This window comes from Marinobacterium iners DSM 11526, assembly GCF_900107855.1.
In the GTDB taxonomy this organism is placed as follows: Bacteria; Pseudomonadota; Gammaproteobacteria; order Pseudomonadales; family Balneatricaceae; genus Marinobacterium; species Marinobacterium iners.
In genome coordinates this window covers 25084-45353 of sequence record NZ_FNRJ01000008.1, presented here as the reverse complement: position 1 = coordinate 45353, position 20270 = coordinate 25084, and the positions used below count along the sequence as shown (strand labels likewise).

Here is a 20270-nt window from a genome sequence, read left to right as displayed (position 1 = left end):
CTAACCGCTTGATTCGTGGTCAGTTCAGACATTGATACAAACGAGCAGGAGGTCCCATGTCCCGACTCCCGACGCTAGTACTGCGGTGGCTGATGTTTTCGCTGGTCTGGTGGGCATTGACCGACGGTGATGCGTCCGGTCTTGTGTTCGGTTTGGCTGTCAGTTTTCTGGTTGCCTGGATCTCGCTGCTGCTGTTTCCTCCGTCGCGTTACCTCATCCGTCTGCAGGCATTGCCCGGATTCGTGCTGTTTTTCCTTAGTCGCTCATTGCTTGCTGCATTCGATGTCTCTCGACGTTTGCTTTCACCTTCTTTACCGGTGACCCCCGGCTATTTGCGTGCCGTGCTGTCGCTGCCGGAAGGTGCTCCCCGTTGGGTGCTGGCCAACACCTTGTCACTCTTGCCTGGCACCTTGAGTGTAACCCTGGAGGGTAATGAGATTGAGCTGCATTGCCTGGATCTGACTCAGCCGGTACGACAGGACCTTGAGTACACGCAAGCCAGGGTTGCAGCACTGTTTGGGCTTACGCCAGGCCAGCGGGAGGGAGACGGATGACACTGGTATTGCACCTTGTTGCACTGTTTCTTCTACTGACGCTGATGCTGGGGTTTGTCCGCATCTGGCGCGGGCCCACGGCGGCCGACCGGATGTTGGCCTCGCAGCTGTTTGGTACTACGGGGGTTGCGCTGCTGTTGGTACTGGCCGAGGCACAACAGATGCCGTCCCTGAGAGATGTGGCGCTGATCCTGGCGGTATTGGCCGTGTTTTCAGTTGCCGCTTTTGTGACGCGTGTTGTGCGGATCGAAAGTGCCCGATCGGATCGACATGCCGTAAAGGGGAATGGAGATGATTGAGTGGCTGTTGCCTGTCGTGCAGGTGCTGCTGTTAGTCAGCGGCTGTATTTTCTTTGCTTTGGGAACGCTGGGGCTGTTTCGGTTCGACGATACACTGTGTCGGATTCACGCATTGACCAAAATCGATAATCTGGGACTGGGACTGATCACTCTGGCCTTACTGATGATGACGCCATCGTTGGCCAGTAGCTTGAAAACGCTGTTGATCTGGTGGGTTGCACTTGCGGCCAGTGCAACCTCGGCGCATCTGGTGGCAAGAGCCGTTCGCATGCATGAACGCCCGATGCAGCAACGGGAGCGGTGTGATGATTGAATGGCTGCTGGACCTGTTGCTGGCACTGGCACTGGTATCGACCGCTGCCGCCGCACTGCTGTCGCGCGATCTGTTCCGTGCAGTGGTGGTGTTTATCGCTTTTGGTCTGCTGATGGCCGTGTGTTGGGTACGGTTGCAGGCGCCGGATCTTGCCCTTGCTGAAGCCGCCATCGGTGCCGGGCTCACCGGCGTATTGCTGCTGGATGCGGTGAGTCACTTTCGTCGTGGCAACAGCCATGGCTTGGAAAGCCAGGCCGAGGAGGAAAACTGATGCGCTCACCCACTGCATATGTGTCGGTCCTGTTGTTGGTCATCATGCTGACGGCACTGCTGGGGCGGGCGGTCTGGCAATTGGCAGCGTTTGACTCGGGCTCTGAACTGCCTCGATTGCTACAGAACAACCTCGCTGCAAGCGGGGTTGAGCACCCGGTAACCGCCGTACTGCTGAATTTTCGCAGCTACGATACCCTGCTTGAAATTGCAGTGCTGGTGATTGCGGCAATGGTGGGGATCTCCATGGCGCGGACTCGCTCGCTGGAAGATCCGGAACTGCGTACCGCTGATGCCCTGCTCAGGGCGTTGTTGCGCTGGCTTGTACCCTTGATGCTGTTATTGGCGGCCTACCTGCTTTGGGCCGGAGCGGACCGGCCCGGCGGTGCGTTTCAGGCAGGTGCGATGCTGGCGGCAACCGGTGTGCTGATGCGGCTGACCGGCATGCCGCTCGATTTCCTGCGTCCGGGCCTGTTGCTGAGGATAGGGCTGGTGCTCGGATTTGCCCTTTTCCTGCTGGTGGGGCTAGCGAGTGCCATCGCGGGTGAGGCGTTTCTGGCCTATCCGCCGGGACTCAGCAAAGCATTGATTCTGTCAATCGAAACCTTGTTGACGCTGTCGATCGGCATGATTCTGTTGGCTCTGTTTGTTTCGGCGCCGGTGAATAACGCCAGTGAGCATGAGGAAGGTGAACAATGAGCACACCTTTGCTGTATGCCCTGACAGGCGTTGTGCTCTGGGGAATCGGCCTACTGGGACTGGTTGGCCTGCGGCATCTGCTGCGCAAGTTATTGGCACTGAATCTGATCGGTTCAGCCACCTTTTTGATCCTGGTGGGTCTGGCGCAGCACCATAACGGGCCTGACCCTGTTCCTCAAGCACTGGTGCTGACCGGTATTGTCGTATCCATAGCTGCCACTGCGTTGGGGGTGGTGCTGATACGGCGTTACTTCCATCTGACCGGATGCACAGAACTGGGTAACGGTGCTGAGGGCTCGAAGGAGGACAGAGCCCCATGAGCAACTGGTTAATGGCAGGGCTGCTGTTTACACCGCTGGCACTGGCTACCACCTCGTTGCTGCTGGATTTCAGGCAGGGGCGTGCTCTGGCCTGGCTGGGTATGGTGTTACAACTGCTGGTGTCGGTCGGACTCTGGGGGCTGGTGAAGCAGGAAGGAGGTTTCTACTACAGTCTGGCCGGCTGGGATGCTCCCCTCGGAATTGAGTTACGTCTGGATGGCCTTGCCGTAACCTTCCTGCTTCTAACGACACTGGTGGCCAGTGGCTGTGGCATTCATGCCGGTATCTATTTGAAGCCTGACAAGCCCTGGCAGCGCTATTTCTGGCCGCTGTACTGGTTTCTGTGGGCTGGACTGAATACGGTTTGGATCGGTGGTGATCTGTTCAACCTCTATGTCGGGCTGGAGCTGATCAGTCTCGCAGCGGTTGGACTGGTGGCTCTGGGTGGGCAGGCGGAGGCGCTGCGGGCGGCACTGCGCTATTTGCTGGCGGCATTATTAGGCTCCATGGCCTATCTGTTGGGTGTGGCACTGATCTATGGTCAGTTCGGTACGCTTTCGCTGGCCGAGGTGGCACATCAGGTCAGACTGATGGGTCAGGCGGAGCTGATGCGTCCCGCATTGGTACTGATGTTGGTGGGGCTGGCGCTCAAGACGGCGCTGTTCCCTTTGCACGGCTGGCTGCCGCCGGCGCATGGCATTGCAAAATCACCGGTCAGTGCTCTGCTGTCAGCACTGGTGGTCAAGGCATCGTTCTATATTGCAGCACGGATTTGGCTGGAAACAGGGGAGGCTGTCGCCAGCCAATGGATGGCTCAGCTGATTGGAGCATTGGGAGCCGCTGCCGTGATCTGGGGCAGCTGGCTGGCCTGGTGCCAACCACGGCTTAAACAGGTGGTGGCCTACTCTTCGGTTGCCCAGATTGGCTATCTGTTCCTGCTGTTTCCGCTTACATATGGGGTTGATGCATCCGTATCACTTCAGGCGCAGCAGGGGATTACTCTGCAGGTGATCAGCCATGCCCTGGCAAAATCAGCCATGTTTCTGGCGGCGGGCAACCTGATTCTGGCGGTGGGCAATAATCGTGTGGATGCATTGGCGGGTGTCAGCCACTTTCTGCCGTTTTCACTGTTTTCCTTTGGTCTGGCCGGCGTCTCCCTGATGGGGCTGCCGCCTTCGGGTGGTTTTGCGGCCAAGTGGATGCTGCTACAGGCCAGTATGGCGTCGGGCCAGTGGTGGTGGATACTGGTGCTGGTGGGGGGCGGTCTGCTGTCGGCGGCTTATGTGTTTCGCATCTATCGCGCATCGTTTCTGGAAAGGGATGAGAAGGATCATTTTTACCATCCGGATCGCCGGCTTGAAGTGGTGGCAATGTTGTTGGCAGTGGCCTCGTTGGGGCTGGGCCTGGCGGGCAGCCAGGTCCTGTCGGTGATGGCGCTGCCGTTCGAGGAGGTGCAATGACCCAGCTGGTTCTGATCCCGATACTGGCGCTGCTCAGTTCAATGCTTGCAGCGGTGATCATCTTTGCACTGCCGGAGCAGCGGCACCGCTTGCGTACTGGTATCAACCTGCTGGCAGCCCTGATCAAGGTGGTATTGGTGGGGGTAATGACCTGGGGGGTTATTCATCAGCTGGATTATGGCCTCAGCTACGAGATCCTGCCCGGTGTCAGCTTTGAGCTGCAGGCCGATGCGCTGGCAATGATGTTTGCTGGTCTGTCGGCCGTGTTGTGGCTGTTGACCACCATTTATGCAGTGGGCTACCTCGAAGATTCGCCGAATCGCAGCCGCTTTTTCGGATTTTTCAGTCTCTGCGTGGCCAGTACCATGGGTATTGCACTGGCGGGCAACCTCTTCACCTTCTTCCTGTTCTACGAGATGTTGACGCTCTCCACCTACCCACTGGTGGTCCACCGGGGAACGGAGAAAGCATTACAGGCCGGGCGTAACTACATTATCTATACGCTCAGTGGCGGGGCTGCATTGCTGCTGGGCATGATCTGGCTGCAGGGGCTGGCAGGTGATCTATCGTTTCAGGAAATCGGCCAACTGGTTGATCTTAATGAAGAACTTCACTCTCAGCTGATTATGATTTTTGTTCTTCTGGTGGCTGGGCTCGGCGTCAAAGCGGCGCTGTTTCCACTGCATGGCTGGCTGCCACAGGCCATGGTGGCACCTGCGCCTGTCAGTGCGCTGTTGCATGCAGTGGCGGTGGTCAAGGCGGGTGCCTTCGGTATCGTGAGGGTTGTGTATGACCTGTACGGCATTGAGTTTGCTGCCCTGTTGGGTGTTCTGGAACCTTTGGGTTGGCTGGCGGCGTTTACGATTATATATGGCTCTGTCCGGGCGCTGGCTCAGACGGACCTGAAGCGGCGGCTGGCTTTTTCCACCGTCAGCCAGGTGTCCTATATCGTGCTGGGCACTGCAGTATTCGGTCCGGTGGGAACAGTGGGTGGTCTGGTCCATCTGTTGCATCAAGGGATTATGAAAATCACGCTGTTTTTCTGTGCCGGTAATTATGCCGAGACACTTGGCATTCACAAAATCCATGAGTTGAATGGAGCTGGAAAGCGCATGCCCCTGACGTCAACCGCTTTCACGCTGGCGGCCTTTGGCATGATCGGTGTTCCACCATTGGCAGGCTTTATTACCAAATGGACCCTGGGAACAGGGGCACTTAATGTCCAGATGGAGTGGGTTATAGGAGTGCTGCTGATCAGCAGTCTGCTGAATGCCGCCTACTTTTTGCCTGTGATTCACCGCCTCTGGTTTCAACCGGAATATGATTGGTCTGAGCAGCGGCGCTGGGGGAAACTGGAGACCCATAGCTGGCTGCTTTGGCCTCCGCTGGTAACCGCCGTATTGACTCTATTGGTGGGCCTGTTTGCTGCTCTGCCCCTTAGTCCTCTGAGCTGGGCTAAGCTGATCGCCGCACGGGAGTACCTGCCATGACCTTTTGGATTCTGAGCGCTGTTGCAATACCGCTGTGCGTGTTGCTGTTGGTACCGAGCCGAGCAACACGGCCACTGCTGTGGCCCGTGCTTCCCTTGTTGCCACTGCCTGCGCTGGGATTGGCTCTGATGGGGCCCGGGAATTGGCAACTGGAGCTGCCTGGGTTGTTGCTTGGAGCCAGTTGGCAACTTGATGAGCTGCGCCAGCCGTTCCTTTTATTGACGGCATTACTGTGGAGCTTTGCAGGGCTGTTTGCATCGGGCTACATCAAGGCTCGACGAACCAGCTTTGCGCTGTTCTGGGCGCTGACCCTCAGCGGTAATCTGGGGTTGGTACTGGCGGGGGATCTGGTCAGTTTCTATACCTTTTTTGCGCTGATGACCTTTGCCGGCTATGGGTTGGTTGTGCATGAGCGCAAGCCTGATGCATTCAGGGCGGGACGGCTATACCTGATCATGGCGGTGTTCGGTGAGATGGCGCTGTTGGCAGGACTGGTTCTGGCGGCAGGTGCCGCTGACAGCTTGCTGCTGGCTGACCTGCCCGGTGCGATCGCGGCATCAGCCGATACTGTGCTGATCATGGTGCTACTGTTGTGTGGCTTTGGTGTAAAGGCCGGGCTTCCACTGTTACACATGTGGCTGCCACTGGCTCACCCGGTTGCGCCGACGCCGGCCAGTGCCGTGCTCAGCGGAGCCATGATCAAGGCGGGCTTGCTGGGATGGCTACTGACCCTGCCGCTGGGGCTGGCGAGCTATGAACTTCCGGGTACGGTGCTTGCACTCACCGGTGTTGTGGCATCGCTCGGCGCTGCGCTGATCGGTGTCTGTCAGCAGCAGGCGAAGGCAGTGCTGGCCTATTCCAGCATCAGCCAGATGGGGTTGATGACGCTGATGCTGGGTATTGCGCTGGCTGAGCCCGAGCGTGCCCATTGGTTGCTGCCGCTGATTGGCCTGTACGCACTGCATCATGGCCTGGCCAAAGGGGCGATGTTTCTGTCGGTGGGCATATCATCGCCATGTGCTTCTGTTCCGCGAGGGCTGTATTGGCTGCTGCTGGCATTGCCGGGGCTGTCACTGGCCGGCTTGCCCTTTACCAGTGGAGCCTATGCCAAGCTGGCCATGAAGCAGGCGCTGGTGCCAGAAGGGTTGTCCCTTTGGCTGGCGCCCTGGCTGAGTAGCTTGCTCAGTGCCGGCGCCGTTGCAACTATGGTGCTGGTGTTGAGGTTCCTCTGGCTGCAATGGCAGCACACAAACAAGAATGGAACTGATCCGCGCAGAGCAGTGGGCTGGCTGCTGACGCTAGTGACCAGTCTGGTACTGTTCCCTTTGCTTGCACCCGGTCTGCCGCTGGCAATTGAGTCAGTGCCGGTCGACCAACTCAATGCATTGCCGACACTGTTATGGCCGATACTGCTGGCTTTTCTGCTGGGTGGGATATCCCTTAAAGTTCATTTGCGTGCCCCCAGAGTACCGGCGGGTGATCTGGTTGCCCCCTTGGAAGTGCTTTGCAAGCGAGTAACGCTTCCTTACCAAATGCAGCCCATAGTCTACACTGAATTGATGAGACCTTTGTGCAGCAGCCTGAGAAGAGTATTACCTTGGGCTCAGAGGTTCGAGCCTTGGATGTCTGCACAAAGCGCCTGGCTTCTGATTATCGTGTCACTGGTGTTATTGCTGGCATAAAGCAGAAGTAGAAAAGCCTGTCACAACTGTCGCATTTTTATCATTTGTCTATAAAATAGGTCAAGGCCTTCTCTGGGTTGATCCTGTCGGTGCTTGAAGGTCACCCCGCTTATTACTGAACAACCTGATCAGGTATGACATGAAAACACTCACAACGGGCGATATTGCGAAGATGTGTGACGTGAATCTGCGAACGGTTATTCGCTGGATAGATCGCGGTGCACTCAAAGGATTCAAGCTTCCTGGACGAGGAAACAACCGAGTGCGTGTTGAGGACTTTGTCCAGTTTCTCCATGAGCACAATATGCCTGTCCCGCCTGATTTGGCTGCGGAAAATAATAAGCGTATTCTGATCATTGACGATGAGGCTGCAGTGGCACGTTCTATTGCCCGTATTCTCAGGGCGGAAGGATATGAGACAGAGACCGCCTTGGATGGGTTTCAGGGTGGGAGTCAGATGATCAAGTACCAGCCTGCACTGGTTACACTGGATCTCAGGATGCCTGGGGTTAGTGGATATGATGTCTTGAAGTTCATCCGATCAACTCCCGAAACTGAGCATATCAAGGTTATTGTCATATCCGCGCTGGATCAGCTGTCACTCCAGCGTGCTCGGGACGAGGGGGCGGATGCCGTACTCTCCAAACCCTTCGACAATGAAACACTCACCAAGACGGTTTCACGATTACTACCCTTGCAAGAGTCTGCATTAGCTTGATGTTAAAGGCCAAGTGTATATTTGTAGTGAAAAGGATGGCTACATGAACGCGCCCTGTATAGTGTTTGTTGATAATGAGCCGGGTGTACTTAATGCTCTCAGGCGCCTTCTGCGTCTAAGTCATCGTGATTGGGATATGCACTTTTTCAGCTCGCCTGTACAAGCGCTGGATCAACTGGATAGCCTCACTCCATGGGTTGTGGTGGCTGACCGGAATATGTCCGAAATGGATGGCATTGAGCTTCTGGGACATGTCGCAGATACTGCGCCTGAAGCTATACGTGTGTTGCTTTCGGGTGATGCTCAGATGGAAAGTGCTATCAGAGCAACAGCAGCCGCACATTTGGTCATCCGCAAACCCTTTGAGCGTGAAGTCATTGATGATCTGTTGACAAGGGCACGTGTTCTGCACCAATTGCCTCTGAGTGTCACGTTGCGTGGTCGTCTGGGGCAGCAGGAAAGCCTCCCCGTGCTTCCTGAAGTGTATCAACAGATTACTCATGTTTTGGAGCAGCAAGAACCAGATGTCGCTGAGGTAGCTGAGTTGATTCGGCACGACCAGGTACTGCTGAGTAGAGTGTTGCAGTTGGTGAATTCTCCTTTCTTTGGTTTTAACTCCCGTACTCACGATGTTGAAGTGGCAGTGATGCGGCTGGGACTCCAGACCATTCATAATCTGGTATTAATTATTGAACTTTACCAACACAACAGCACTGTGCCTCGAGCACTGGGTGATCGATTGATGCGTGATGCATTGTTGTTGGCCGAGCACGTTGGAACTTTGGCCGACAGTCGAGGTGTCAGCAGGAATATTCGTAACCTTGCAGTGGTCAGCGCGTTGTTGCACAACATAGGTGTACTGTTACTGGGCGCTGACTCTCAAGAGTACAATATTGCAAGTGCTTACCTGCTGGAGTTATGGGGTTTTGAGTCAGAAGTGATTGAAGCGATACAGCATCAACTGGATCCTGATCTGCCCTATGACTGCGAACCTGCAACCGAAATTCTGAATGCCGCTGTCAAACTGCAGTATGGCACTTTGAATGATGCCATTGAGGCAAATGGTGACTAAGATTCCCCTAGAGAGCAGTGATCTTCCTGGTCATCAGGAGTTGCAACAGTTAATGCAGTTGGAAAAAATGGCAACCCTTGGCCGATTGGTTGCTGGCGTTGCCCATGAGATCAATAATCCCGTCTGTTATGTAAAGACCAACTTACAGACGCTGACGCAGTATGTGGCGGAGCTTGATCAATTAGTTGACAGTATATTGGCACTGGCTGATTCTCAGCTGGATTCAACATTATCCGAGGCTTTGGCAGGACTAAAGAAACGGCATGACTATGACTATCTCCATGCCGAATTGCCTATCCTGCTGGATGAAACCAGTGAAGGTGTCGAGCGTATCGAAGGTATTGTCTCGAACCTGAGAGACTACGCTCATGATGATGAAGGTCAGAAGCAGTTTGTGTGCCTGCAAAAACTGGTTGAAACGGCGCTTCGTCTGGTTAACCACGAACTGAAATACACGGTTCGCCAAATTAAGCGCGAATATACAGAAGTGCCTGAGGTGTGGTGCCGTCCGGCTCAGATGTCTCAGGTGTTGGTGAACCTGTTTGTCAATGCCGCCCAAGCTATGCCCAGGGGGGGCGATATTCATATTAGTATACATGAATGTGCCGAGAGCCGTGTTGAAATTAGTGTCTGTGATGAAGGCTATGGGATTTCTGAAGAGATCAAAACGCGTCTGTTTGAACCTTTCGTCACTACGAAGCCTGCAGGAAAAGGAACCGGGCTCGGTTTAGCGATTTGCCATGAAATAATGGTTGCCCACGGAGGCGAAATTCGTGCCGAAAATCGGCCAAGTAGAGGCACTTGCTTCACTTTGGCCCTTCCAATCAAACAGAGTTGATTTTGGTATGAACAAACAGCAGAGCAGCCACGAACAAAACGTCTTCAGAGTGTTGTGGAGTACCTATATAAGAAATGCTCTGGTACCCATTATTTTCATAGAATTGGCGCTGATCGCTGCCTATCTTGCCACCAACTACATTATCCGTGATGAAAACATCGCTACTATGCAGCGCAGTGCGCAAGAGTCTTTGCTGGAAACGGCACGCATCGAGTCCGACGTGATTGCCAGTCAGCTTAATGGCGTTGCCGAAATGACTGATCTGTTCGCGGCGCTCATCTCACAGGCCTATGACACACCGCATGAGGCCAGTGATGTGGAAAAGTCCCGCTATGCCCTGAGTGACAACGGTGTTTGGCATACTCGGGCTGATACGGAAGGTGCCGCCATGTTCTATTCATCCATTACGCCTGTGGGCACTGCCGAAATGAACAAGGCTTGGAAGCTGGTACAAATCGACCCGTTGATGAAACAGTTGGTATACAGCAGTTCGCTGGTCACCCAGGCCTACATAAACACCCACGATTCAATGAATCGGATTTATCCAGCATTCGACGTGGTGGAGCAGTATCCCTACGATCTGAATGTGCGTGACTACAACTTCTATTATGAAGCGGATGCGGAGCATAACCCTGAGCGTAAAGTGGTGTGGACGGATGTGTACATTGATCCGGCGGGGCAAGGTTGGATGGCATCAGCAATTGCGCCTGTTTATCGTAGCAACAGCGATTTTCTTGAAGGGGTTGCAGGGCTGGATATCAGGGTCTCTGAAATCATCCAACAGGTATTGGCCCTGAGCCTTCCTTGGGACAGCTATGCATTGCTGGTTGATAGTAGCGGTACAATTCTGGCAATGCCGGAAGCCGCTGAGCATGATTGGCAGCTGAAAGAGCTAACTGAGCATGATTACGCGACAGCGATCAAGCAGGATACCTTCAAGCCGGAAGCCTTTAACCTGTTCAAGCGTCAAGACAGCAGCTTGCTGGCTGAAGGTATTCACACCTCAGAGGATGGTGTCGTTGCGCTGGAGATGGCAGGAGAGCCTAAATTGGCTGCCTGGTCGCTGATTCCCGGTGCCGACTGGCATTTGCTGGTAGTTGCTGATCAGGCACGATTGTATGCCGATGCCAACGCTTTGAAAGCGCGCGTGGATCAAATTGCTGTCGGAATAATTTTAGGGCTGCTGGCGTTTTATCTGCTGTTCATGGTGTACCTGTACCGCAAGTCACAGCAGGTGAGCTTGCGTTTGTCTCAGCCAATGCAAGGCTTGAGGCGCATGATCAGTGCTATCGGTCAGGGGCGTTATCGTCCTGAACCTGTGACAACCGATATTACGGAGTTGAGTGCCGTTTCAAATGGTTTGCTTGAAATGGGTAAAACTATTGAACTCAGTCGCGCAGAGCTTGATGAAGCGAACCGGCGTCTGGCCAGACTGAATCAAGTGCTGGAGGCCCGGGTAGAGGAGAGGACGCGAGAGTTACGCCAGACCAACGTGGATCTGCAGCATGAACGTGAAGAGCAAAACAGGCTGATTTCTGAACTAAAATCTACACAGGCACAATTGGTGCAGTCCGAGAAAATGGCTTCCGTTGGGGTTCTGGCTACCGGGGTGGCGCACGAAATCAACAACCCATTGGCATTCGTCAGTGCCAACGTGAGTATCCTGAATGATTATGTACCCTCACTGTTACGCCTCTACCAGAATGCTTCTGAGCTTGTTCCAGGCGGACAACAGGAACATTTGAGCAAACTGGAAACTCAAGAGCGCTATGTGAATATTACCGATAACATAGGTGATTTGCTGGCTGACTCGATGGAGGGCGTCCGCCGTATCCGTCATATTACCGAGAGTCTGCTGGAGTTCTCCCACTCCGGTGATACGGCATGGCAGGCCTGTGATCTGAACCACTGTATCGAAACTACATTGGTCATCTGCCATTACGAGTACAAATATAAGGCCAAAGTCGAAACTCGACTGGATCCGTCACTGCCACAGATCAGGGCTGTGCCAGCACAGCTTAACCAGGTGATCATGGCATTGGTTGTTAATGCTGCCCAGGCTATTCGAAGCGATGGCTGCATTCGTATAGCCTCAAGTCAAACTGAAACAAATGTAATATTCGAAGTTTGTGACAGCGGCTGTGGTATTGCTCCTGAGAACCTAAATCATATCTTCGAGCCTTTTTTCACAACCAAAGAGCCCGGTGAAGGAACCGGACTGGGGCTTGCGGTCGCATATGGCATCATTAGTGCCCATGAAGGCCGTATTGAGGTTGAGAGTACTCTTGGTGAAGGTAGCTGTTTCAAGGTGACGTTGCCAAAGTCTCATGAAACGCGGACTTCCGATTGATGGTTGCTGTGTCACAATCGTGTGAACATACACTTTGACTGGATTTAATACTGGTGATTTTTATTAAAAGTCCGCTATTTAAAACAATGGTTTAATTGCATTGTTTAGGCAGGCTTGCGTCTTTGAAGTAACAGTTTGGCAGCCATCATCTTGCATTGGGTCAATAAAACAGTCTCCATTTATGTTGTGTGATAGCGACATTGATAAGATGATGGAAACAAGGCTTTCATAGGGAATCTCCATGTGAGTGCTGCGTTGAGTCAGAGAGCCTGGAGGGTGCTCTGTACAAGTTTCTGCAATTACGCGGATACCAGGAGTGAATATTGTTTGAACTGAATACAAATGATGCAGGGGTAAGCCGCATACTGGTAGTGAATGATGATCTTACCACGAGGCTGACACTGACCAAGATTATTCAGAAGGAAGGCCACGAAGTATTTCAGGCCTTGAACGGCCAAGCCGCGCTTGAATGGCTTGAAGCGCACTCTATCCCCGATCTTGTGCTGCTGGATGTAGTGATGCCTGACATGGATGGCTTCGAGGTCTGTGAACATATCCGAAGATTGGATGCCAACGTGCCCATTGTTATGCTGACAGGGCTGGATGATGTCACGGCAGTAGACAATGCCTTTGCTAAGGGAGCAACCGATTTTATAACCAAGCCCATCAATTGGGCGTTGCTTATCAGACGGGTTCGATATTCATTGCGAACCTATCGCATCACCTGTGCATTGGATCAGGTGCGCATAATGCAAAACGAAGCACAGGAGGTTGCTCAGCTGGGCTTTTTTGAATGGCGCTCAAAAACCGATACCCTTGCTTGGGCACCTGGGCTGATTGAGTTGTTTCAATTACCTGAAACCGTTTCGCAGATGGGACTGGAGGGGTATTTACAGCGAGTTGAGTCTGGGCAGCGAGAGCATGTGCGACAGCAGCTTGAAAAACTGCTGACAGACGAACATGAAAGAGCAATGTTGGGCCATGGATTCAAGGCTGGTGATGGCGATCGCCATGTTCGTATGACAGCCCGCAAAACTTCAGAGAATACGATCCTCTGCGTATTGCAGGATGTCACAGACTTTTGGCAGGCTCGGCAGACAATTGAATTTCAGCGTCATCATGACAACCTGACACAGCTGTCAAATAGGAAAAGTTTTCAAGCATTGCTGGCCAAGCAACTGGAGCAGGCTCAGCCCTGCGCTGTGGTGACACTTGATGTTGCTCGTTTTCATATGATCAATGATTCCTTCGGCCAGGTTGAAGGTGATAAGTTGCTGCAGCTCTTTTCTTTACGGCTGCAAAGTGCTACCCAAGGGCTATATCCAATGGCTAGGCTGGGCGCAGATGAATTCGCTATTCTCATACCTGAGCTTGATGATCAACAGGTACTCATCAACTGGATTGCTGATCTACAACTGCGACTTGGAGCAGTCTATGAATTGGGCGGTCAGCCGATATTCATTGAAACCAGTGTGGGCATCGCTATAAGTCCTGATCACGGCTCCGAGCCCAATCAACTGATCAGTGCTGCGATTCAGGCACGTCAGGTTGTCAAAAAAGCCGGGGGCAGTCGCTACAAAATTTTTGATGAAAGCTGTCAGGTCGACCACGCTCGACGTCTTTATATTGAGTCAGAACTCAGGCATGCGCTTGAGAAGCACCAATTCAAGCTTCTCTACCAACCCCAGCTGGATGTACATTCAAATCGTATAGTGGGTGTTGAAGCCTTGATTCGTTGGATTCATCCTGAGATGGGGATGGTTTCTCCGGCTGAGTTTATCCCTATAGCCGAGCAAATGGAGCTAATTCACAGTATCGGTTACTGGGTCGCGGAAGAGGCGATTCGGCAAGCGTCTGAATGGTGTCGTGAAGGACTTGGTTTACGTGTAGGTATTAACCTCTCTGGCCGACAGTTCATGGATGGTGACTTGGCCAGTAAGCTGGGTCATATGATCCGTTTGTCAGGTTTGCCGCCAAAACTGTTGGATTTGGAAATCACGGAAAGTGTCGCCATGGATAACCCTGACCAAGCGCTGTTTTTGCTCAGTGAATTGAAACAGTTGGGTGTGACGCTCGCGATTGATGACTTTGGTACCGGTTATTCATCGTTGGAGTATCTGCAAAAATTTTGCGTTGACTTCATCAAGATTGACCGAGCGTTTATCAAAAATCTGGTTCATAACCCGGCCGACCAGGGGATTGTCAAAGCTGTATTGGGTATTGCTGAAAGTCTGAATATGCGCGTGATCGCCGAGGGCGTTGAAACCGCCGAAGAGCTCTCACTTCTGACCGCTTTTGGCTGCGATGAAATTCAGGGGTTCTTCATCAGTAGGCCTGTTCCAGCTGCCGAAATTCCTGGCGTATTAATGCATTATCATTCCAAATAAATTATTAGTTGTATCTTTGAGGCTTGTAAGTTTTTACTGGGTCTTAGACATCACCAAAAAGAGGAAGAGTTCAAAGTACAGTTGCAAGCCGAACATTTGAAGGAAAAGCAGAGTTTGCAAGCGTTGTGGCACAGAAAGAGCGCCAGTCGTGCCTGTACTCATGACTTCAAAGGCGTGTCTGCAGATCACGCAATAGGCTGCGAAGCCCTTCTTCCAGCACCGGGTGATAGTAGGGCATCGCCAAAAGATCGCTAACGCTCAACTGTTGCTGCATGGCCCAGGCCAGCAGGTGGGCTAGATGCTCAGCGTCAGGCCCGAGAATCTCGGCCCCGAGCAGGGTTCCACTGCCGGTTTCAGCCCATACCTTCATTAAGCCTCTGTCTCTGCCCAGTACCTTGGCGCGGGCCTGATAAGCGAAGTCATACACGGCTTCTGCAAAGCGGCCAGAAAACTGCTCGTGGATATTGGCAGGGCGCATGCCGATCGTCGCAATTTGCGGATCGGAAAACACAACGGCCAACGGGACTGTGCGATCTCCCGGCTGTACATCGGGCAGCAGGGCGGCATTACGGCCTGCAATGCCACCTTCATCCGCAGCCTCATGGAGCAGGGGCAGATGGTTGTTGGCATCACCGGCGATGAATATGTGTTCGACCGAACACTGCAACGTTTGTGGATCGAAAACAGGCACGCCACGGTCATCCAGCTGCAGATGAGTCTGATCAAGTCCCAGTCGATCCACGTTGGGCCGCCGCCCGGTTGCCGCAAGCAGATAGTCAAAGTGCTCGGTCAGAGGCTTTTCATCGGTATGTATGAAAGTGACCTCGACAGCTCTGTCCGTTTCACGTATCTCTTTTACCTGGGCATCGGGGTCAAGCGGGAATTCAGCGCTGAAACATTGAACAGCTGCCTGGCGAATCTCATCATCACCGATTGGTCCTACGGCTCCACCAACGCCGAACATGCGCACCCGTACCCCAAGGCGGAGCAGGGCCTGCCCCAGTTCCAGCCCGATCACACCGGGACCGAACACGGCAACTGACTCAGGCAAAGTATCCAGCTCAAACAGATCATCATTGAGCAGCAGCCGCTTGCCGGCTTTTTGCAGAAATTCCGGCACAGCAGGGCGTGATCCGGTGGCGATTACAATTTTTTCCGCTTCAATGAGCTGTCCGTCAGCCGTTTCCAGCAGATGATCAGAGATAAAACGCACGGGTTTATGCAGCATATCCTGTTCCGGAATTGACTCCATTCCCTCCAGTACCTTGCCGACAAAACGATCGCGCATCCGGCGGACACGCTGCATCACTTTGTGGCCATCCACCTGAATGTCGGCCGCACTCACGCCGAACATATCCGCGTGGCGCATATGCCAGGCGGTATCGGCCGCGGCAATCAACAACTTGCTGGGCATGCAGCCGACACGGGCACAGGTGGTGCCCAGCGGACCTGGATCGATCAGTAGTATCGAGTCCGTATGCTTTCGGGCTGCCCTATAGGCGGTAAGGCCGGCAGTTCCGGCACCAATAATGGCAACTGTTACCTTGCGCATGTTAACTCCTTGTCAATTGCGAACAGGTGATTAGAAATTCATGGCCGTAAATCCAGCCTTGGCTGAGTACGCTCATCTCCGCGCAACGCGCAGAACTCCTGCTTACGACCATTACTGTAGCTGACCTGCACGTTGAAGCCCATTCCGGGACCGTGGTTCAGCGCCAGTGTGCGTACTTCCCCCGGCTCAATGCGAAAAGCCTTAATACTGGACTGTGTATCGGCACTGCCAAAATCCAGCTGTATGGATTCAATTGTCACGTCGCTGACGTTGCGAAAACTGACTTCCAGGCCCAGCACTGGTGCTGTAAGCCGACCCATCAACCAACCACCTGCCAGTGCGAGCAGAACGCTTAAGACAATGACCCGGCGGACGGTTGGAGTAAACAGAGAGGATGAATCCATTATGATTCCTAGCTGGTCATAGTGTTACTGGCTACTGCATTGAGGCGATCTGCACTGATTTGTGGCGCAGCAATCGGCCGCTCAGGCGTAACAGAGCTGCCAGTGTTAGCAGCTGAACGAGGGCCAGCAGTGTGATGCCGAGCCAGTAGACCGCTCCAAAAGCCGTGACAATGCCGCTTTCAACCCAGACCAGATGCCACCAGAACATCCCCATCACGAACAGGGCGACTCCAGGGCAGATCAGACCAAAGCTGACCGGGTTGCGTTCAGCACCTTTAAGGTGAGCTTTGAGGTAGCCGTTGAGCTGCATTACGCGAAAACCCAGCAGCATAACGCCAAGCTGCAGCATGAAAATGGCCGATAACACCACAAACAGGCGGCCCTGCTCTACCGGTGCCGAAAAGTGATGACTCAGTCCGTGCTGCATCCGTACCCACTCAATCCCCAGCAGGGTCATGATGGGAACCAGCATCCAGATGCTGGGGGTAGCCTGATTCTGCAGACCGTGTTGCAGCATCGCCTGCAGGCCGGAGATCAGGACCAGAATGCCGGTGACGACGGCCACCACCAGAAACAGAATCGACAAAGTACCGGCGAGGGCCGCCAAGACTTGATAATGCGACATGGCGGCGGGTGCCGCAAAACCGACCGACAGCATGGAAAAGGTAAAAACGGCAATCAAAGGGGACAGGTGGTTATGCTCTTCACTGCGGTAGCCACCACTGACCAGCATGCGAGTGATGTAGCGTCCGTACAGTTTCAACGCCCAGATGCCGATGGCAGCGAAGGCTAACAGCGCCAGCGGAAAAAGATACTCAACGATTGACCAGAGGCCGGGCACCAGCAGAGCGCCGAGAGCAAAGCAGACATTCACCGTCATCGCCAACGTCAGTGGCTGGGTCATCAACTGTACTTCTGCCGGTGAACCCAGAAGTCTGCTGTAGCTCTCTGTGCTCCGTGCTGCACGGTGTTCACGGAAATTCCAGATCAGCAACACTAAGTGCAGTGCCGCCAACAGTAACATCAGCAGGGTAGCCAACAGTGCGACGGCACGCACGCCAGCTGGGAGTGAAGCCTGTCCGCTCAGAACAGTTTCAAGATGCTGCCAAGTCGGCATGGGGAAGCCCGGATGGGGCACCAGCCACATCAGGTACATAAAGAAAGAGACCGAAAGACCGCCCGCGCCCAGTGACGCCAGCCAGTAACTTGGGTGCCAGGGCTGTGCGGGATCACGTCTTAGCATCGGTAATATCCTTACCCAGCCCGGCTATCAAGGTAGTGTTTGATGGCTGCATCAGGATCGGTCTCCGATGTGACCTGTGCTTCTGTCCCCTTGCGAGCCATACGTTGTGCCAGGCCCGGTCCCATTCCACCGGTCAGCAGAACATCTACACCATCCAAAGGATGAGGTGCGTTGCTGTCGCTGTCATGGAAGGACTCTTCCTTGCTCAGCTCCAGTAGCGTTTTGTCGGCTACTTCGCCGCCATCGACTGTGTAGATCCAGAATCGCCGGCATCGGCCGGCATGTCCAGTAACGGTTTTACGGTTTTGGCTTGTGACAGCAATTTTCATTTCAGAGAACCTGCCTGTTTGCGGTTATCGGCGGTGGAGTGTTCGTCTTCTTCAGACTCATAGCCGGTGATCATCGGTTTGATCAGGCTGAACACGGTTTTGCCCATGGTGGCCATGTAGACGTGGGCAATGACAAAGATCAGCATCATGAAAGCGGCACCGGTGTGGATAAGTGCCACCCATTCCAGAGGCAAGCCGGACAGTCCCAGCGAATCCCACTGGTTGTAGAACAGATACAGCAGACCCGAGATCCAGATCAGTGGCGAAATCATCAGTTTGAACCAGAGATAGGCCAGTTTCTGCAACGGGTTGTGTTTGGCATGTGTGGTTTTCTTGAACGGATGCGAAGCCCCGGTAAAGGTGCCGACGGCATAGTAGTGGATTACCGCCCCCAGCTTGTCGGTAGTCGGCAGGTACTGACGCCACTCGCCGGTGGTGAAGTGCCAGAAAATGGCCAGTACCCAAAGGCCGATCAGCAGCCAGGCGGCGGTGGTGTGCAGCGATACCGCACGGCCGAAGCCGAACAGACTGTAGCTGCCGTGGATCTCAAATCCGGTGGTCAGCAGGAAAAAAATCAGCGCCGCCTGCGACCAGTGCCAGAAACGTTCAAAGCGTTTGAAGACCATTTCCCGTTTCATTTTTTTCTCCTTCTGCGCACAGTCGCAATCACACGGCCGCCGGCATGCAAGAGGCTGCCGGCCAGTACCAGTGCAGCCGCACTCCAGCCGGCGGTATCCAGCCACTGATGACGGTCACGGGCCGGGATGTAGATACCTTCAATACCGTCCATGCGGCCACTGCGGGCGTGGCAGTCACTGCAGTGCAGAGCATTTTCAGCCGGCGCGACCATATGGGCGATCGGCCAGTACATCTGGGTTTCAATGAAGTCGAACTCACCGCTGTAGGGCTGACCGGCACGCTCGGTACCGGCCTTGAGCGCCTTGGCCCAGTCAAAGTTGGTCCACAGCGCCGAGTCATCGTCCGGGCTGAACACATGGGTGACCAGCAGGGTCTGATGGACCTGGTCGTAGGGCTGCTTGCCGCGCATGATCTTGAACGGCCAGATGCGGCTGTCCGCCTGATCGGCGCTGCCACTGATGCGGTTGATCTGAATCGGCGGGTTGGCGATATCCAGCTTTTCATCCTGCAGGGTGTACTCCACCACACCGTTGAACCAGCGGTATTCAGGCATGGCGTTCTCGGCATGCTCGAAATTACCTTTGGTACTCAGGTAAGACACGTGCCCCTTGTCGTCATAACGGGTGATCGGCTTGCCGTTTTCATCCAGCTGTCCGGCAGTAGACCAGTCCCACCAGGTTTTGGTGGCGATGCCACCGCGGGCAAACTCGGGGATGTGGCAGGTCTGGCACGCCACACGGTCCACATGCTCATTGATCTTTTCTTCCTTGTGCGGCGACATGCCGTGGCAGGACTCGCAGGAGGCTCGGCTCATGTCAGTATGACCCGGCACATCAACGCCCAGAGTATCGCGGGCATTGGTCAGGTAGCGACTGCCGGTGACGCTGTGTGCGCTGGTGGTGTGGCAGTCGGCACAGCTGAAATTAGCTCCGTCAGCGGACATGTGCACATCCAGACTGTGGGCCGGGTTGATCAGCGAGGAGTCCAGATCACCATGTTTGACACCATCGGCACCGCCGCCATTGAAGTGACAGGCACCACAGTTGTGACGACCGCTGCTGCCCACCTGTTGCGCGATGGCGGCCAGATCCGGCGGCGACTGCCACTGACCGCTGCCCGGCGGCACCTCACGGGCGGTGTAGGCCGGATGACCGGCCTGATCGGGCAACTTGATATAGTCACCCGTGGTATCGTGGCAGGCCAGACAGTCTACGGCGGTTTCGGCCTGAGGTGGCGGCTGGCTCATGTCTTCCCAGCCATAGCCGGTGTGACAACTGGTACAGCGCGGCTCATTGGAGGTCACCGAACCGCAAAAGCTGTTGATCACATGACGCTTGCCCAGCGTCTGACCAGTGACCGGATGGTCATATTCCCAAGTCCAGTGCAGACTTTGCTGCAGCTGTTTGGCTGCTTCGGTATGACAGTGCAGGCACGCCTGAGTTACCTCGGGCCCACTGCTGAAGGGGCCTTGCAGTGCCTTGAATTGAGTGTGGTCTGCCGTTGAAGCCTTGTCACCCAGGGGCAGACTCGCTCCAGCCTTGTCCACCGAAGCCGGCACCAACATCACTGATAGTGCCAATACAAGGCACATTCTTAACAGACTATCCATATTCTCCTCCCGAGATCAGGATCAGCCGCAACCGGCCTCTGC

Annotated in this window: 20 protein-coding genes; 14 read left to right on the top strand and 6 right to left on the bottom strand. The window is 54.3% G+C overall.

Features of this window, described 5'->3' with window-relative positions; genetic code table 11:
* The first annotated feature begins 56 nt into the window (after nt 1–56).
* From BLV48_RS10220 to BLV48_RS10155, 14 genes are all read left to right on the top strand, one after another.
* The gene (locus BLV48_RS10220; protein WP_091826611.1) at nt 57–554 is read left to right on the top strand and encodes a Na+/H+ antiporter subunit E; all 498 of its coding nucleotides are present in this window, start codon (nt 57–59) and stop codon (nt 552–554) included.
* Nucleotides 551–853, top strand: a complete 303-nt coding sequence (locus BLV48_RS10215) for an MrpF/PhaF family protein (protein ID WP_091826609.1) — start codon at nt 551–553, stop codon at nt 851–853. The genes BLV48_RS10220 and BLV48_RS10215 overlap by 4 nt, the downstream gene beginning before the upstream one ends.
* Complete coding sequence (locus BLV48_RS10210) at nt 846–1166, top strand: cation:proton antiporter (RefSeq protein ID WP_091826607.1); 321 nt, start codon at nt 846–848, stop codon at nt 1164–1166. The genes BLV48_RS10215 and BLV48_RS10210 overlap by 8 nt, the downstream gene beginning before the upstream one ends.
* A complete protein-coding gene (locus BLV48_RS10205) occupies nt 1159–1437 on the top strand; it encodes a Na(+)/H(+) antiporter subunit B (protein WP_175527640.1) in 279 nt (92 codons plus the stop codon). Before BLV48_RS10210 ends, BLV48_RS10205 begins: the two co-directional genes overlap by 8 nt.
* Entirely contained in the window at nt 1437–2135 is a 699-nt protein-coding gene (locus BLV48_RS10200) for an MnhB domain-containing protein (protein ID WP_091826605.1), read from the top strand. Before BLV48_RS10205 ends, BLV48_RS10200 begins: the two co-directional genes overlap by 1 nt.
* A complete protein-coding gene (locus BLV48_RS10195; RefSeq protein ID WP_091826603.1) occupies nt 2132–2455 on the top strand; it encodes an NADH-quinone oxidoreductase subunit K in 324 nt (107 codons plus the stop codon). The genes BLV48_RS10200 and BLV48_RS10195 overlap by 4 nt, the downstream gene beginning before the upstream one ends.
* Nucleotides 2452–3915, top strand: a complete 1464-nt coding sequence (locus BLV48_RS10190; protein WP_091826601.1) for a complex I subunit 5 family protein — start codon at nt 2452–2454, stop codon at nt 3913–3915. The genes BLV48_RS10195 and BLV48_RS10190 overlap by 4 nt, the downstream gene beginning before the upstream one ends.
* Complete coding sequence (locus tag BLV48_RS10185; RefSeq protein ID WP_091826599.1) at nt 3912–5405, top strand: complex I subunit 5 family protein; 1494 nt, start codon at nt 3912–3914, stop codon at nt 5403–5405. Before BLV48_RS10190 ends, BLV48_RS10185 begins: the two co-directional genes overlap by 4 nt.
* On the top strand, nt 5402–7087 hold the full coding sequence (locus BLV48_RS10180) for a complex I subunit 5 family protein (protein WP_091826597.1): 1686 nt from the start codon (nt 5402–5404) through the stop codon (nt 7085–7087). The genes BLV48_RS10185 and BLV48_RS10180 overlap by 4 nt, the downstream gene beginning before the upstream one ends.
* Before the next feature lie 139 nt (nt 7088–7226).
* Nucleotides 7227–7805, top strand: a complete 579-nt coding sequence (locus BLV48_RS10175; protein WP_091826596.1) for a response regulator — start codon at nt 7227–7229, stop codon at nt 7803–7805.
* Nucleotides 7806–7848: 43 nt separating this feature from the next.
* The gene (locus BLV48_RS10170) at nt 7849–8877 is read left to right on the top strand and encodes an HDOD domain-containing protein (RefSeq protein WP_091826593.1); all 1029 of its coding nucleotides are present in this window, start codon (nt 7849–7851) and stop codon (nt 8875–8877) included.
* 52 nt (nt 8878–8929) lie between these two features.
* Entirely contained in the window at nt 8930–9715 is a 786-nt protein-coding gene (locus tag BLV48_RS10165) for a sensor histidine kinase (protein ID WP_175527639.1), read from the top strand.
* Between the two features lie 7 nt (nt 9716–9722).
* On the top strand, nt 9723–12065 hold the full coding sequence (locus BLV48_RS10160; RefSeq protein ID WP_091826589.1) for a sensor histidine kinase: 2343 nt from the start codon (nt 9723–9725) through the stop codon (nt 12063–12065).
* A 371-nt stretch (nt 12066–12436) separates the two neighbouring features.
* Complete coding sequence (locus tag BLV48_RS10155) at nt 12437–14452, top strand: putative bifunctional diguanylate cyclase/phosphodiesterase (RefSeq protein WP_254775020.1); 2016 nt, start codon at nt 12437–12439, stop codon at nt 14450–14452.
* A 166-nt stretch (nt 14453–14618) separates the two neighbouring features.
* Here BLV48_RS10155 and BLV48_RS10150 read toward each other — a convergent pair whose 3' ends face one another.
* Genes BLV48_RS10150 through BLV48_RS10125 form a run of 6 tightly spaced genes read right to left on the bottom strand, consistent with a single transcriptional unit; the run spans nt 14619 to nt 20228 of the window.
* The gene (locus tag BLV48_RS10150) at nt 14619–16004 is read right to left on the bottom strand and encodes a dihydrolipoyl dehydrogenase (RefSeq protein ID WP_091826585.1); all 1386 of its coding nucleotides are present in this window, start codon (nt 16002–16004) and stop codon (nt 14619–14621) included.
* 38 nt (nt 16005–16042) lie between these two features.
* The gene (locus BLV48_RS10145; RefSeq protein ID WP_139253906.1) at nt 16043–16408 is read right to left on the bottom strand and encodes a hypothetical protein; all 366 of its coding nucleotides are present in this window, start codon (nt 16406–16408) and stop codon (nt 16043–16045) included.
* Nucleotides 16409–16439: 31 nt separating this feature from the next.
* Nucleotides 16440–17651, bottom strand: coding sequence for a TsoY family (seleno)protein (locus BLV48_RS10140; RefSeq protein ID WP_091826581.1), 1212 nt, complete (start codon nt 17649–17651; stop codon nt 16440–16442).
* Between the two features lie 11 nt (nt 17652–17662).
* Nucleotides 17663–17980 carry a NifB/NifX family molybdenum-iron cluster-binding protein gene (locus BLV48_RS10135; RefSeq protein ID WP_091826580.1) on the bottom strand — a complete coding sequence of 106 codons (318 nt, stop codon included), beginning with the start codon at nt 17978–17980 and terminating at the stop codon, nt 17663–17665.
* Nucleotides 17977–18618, bottom strand: a complete 642-nt coding sequence (locus BLV48_RS10130) for a cytochrome b/b6 domain-containing protein (protein WP_091826578.1) — start codon at nt 18616–18618, stop codon at nt 17977–17979. The genes BLV48_RS10135 and BLV48_RS10130 overlap by 4 nt, the downstream gene beginning before the upstream one ends.
* Complete coding sequence (locus BLV48_RS10125; RefSeq protein ID WP_217632989.1) at nt 18615–20228, bottom strand: tetrathionate reductase family octaheme c-type cytochrome; 1614 nt, start codon at nt 20226–20228, stop codon at nt 18615–18617. The genes BLV48_RS10130 and BLV48_RS10125 overlap by 4 nt, the downstream gene beginning before the upstream one ends.
* Nucleotides 20229–20270: the final 42 nt, after the last annotated feature.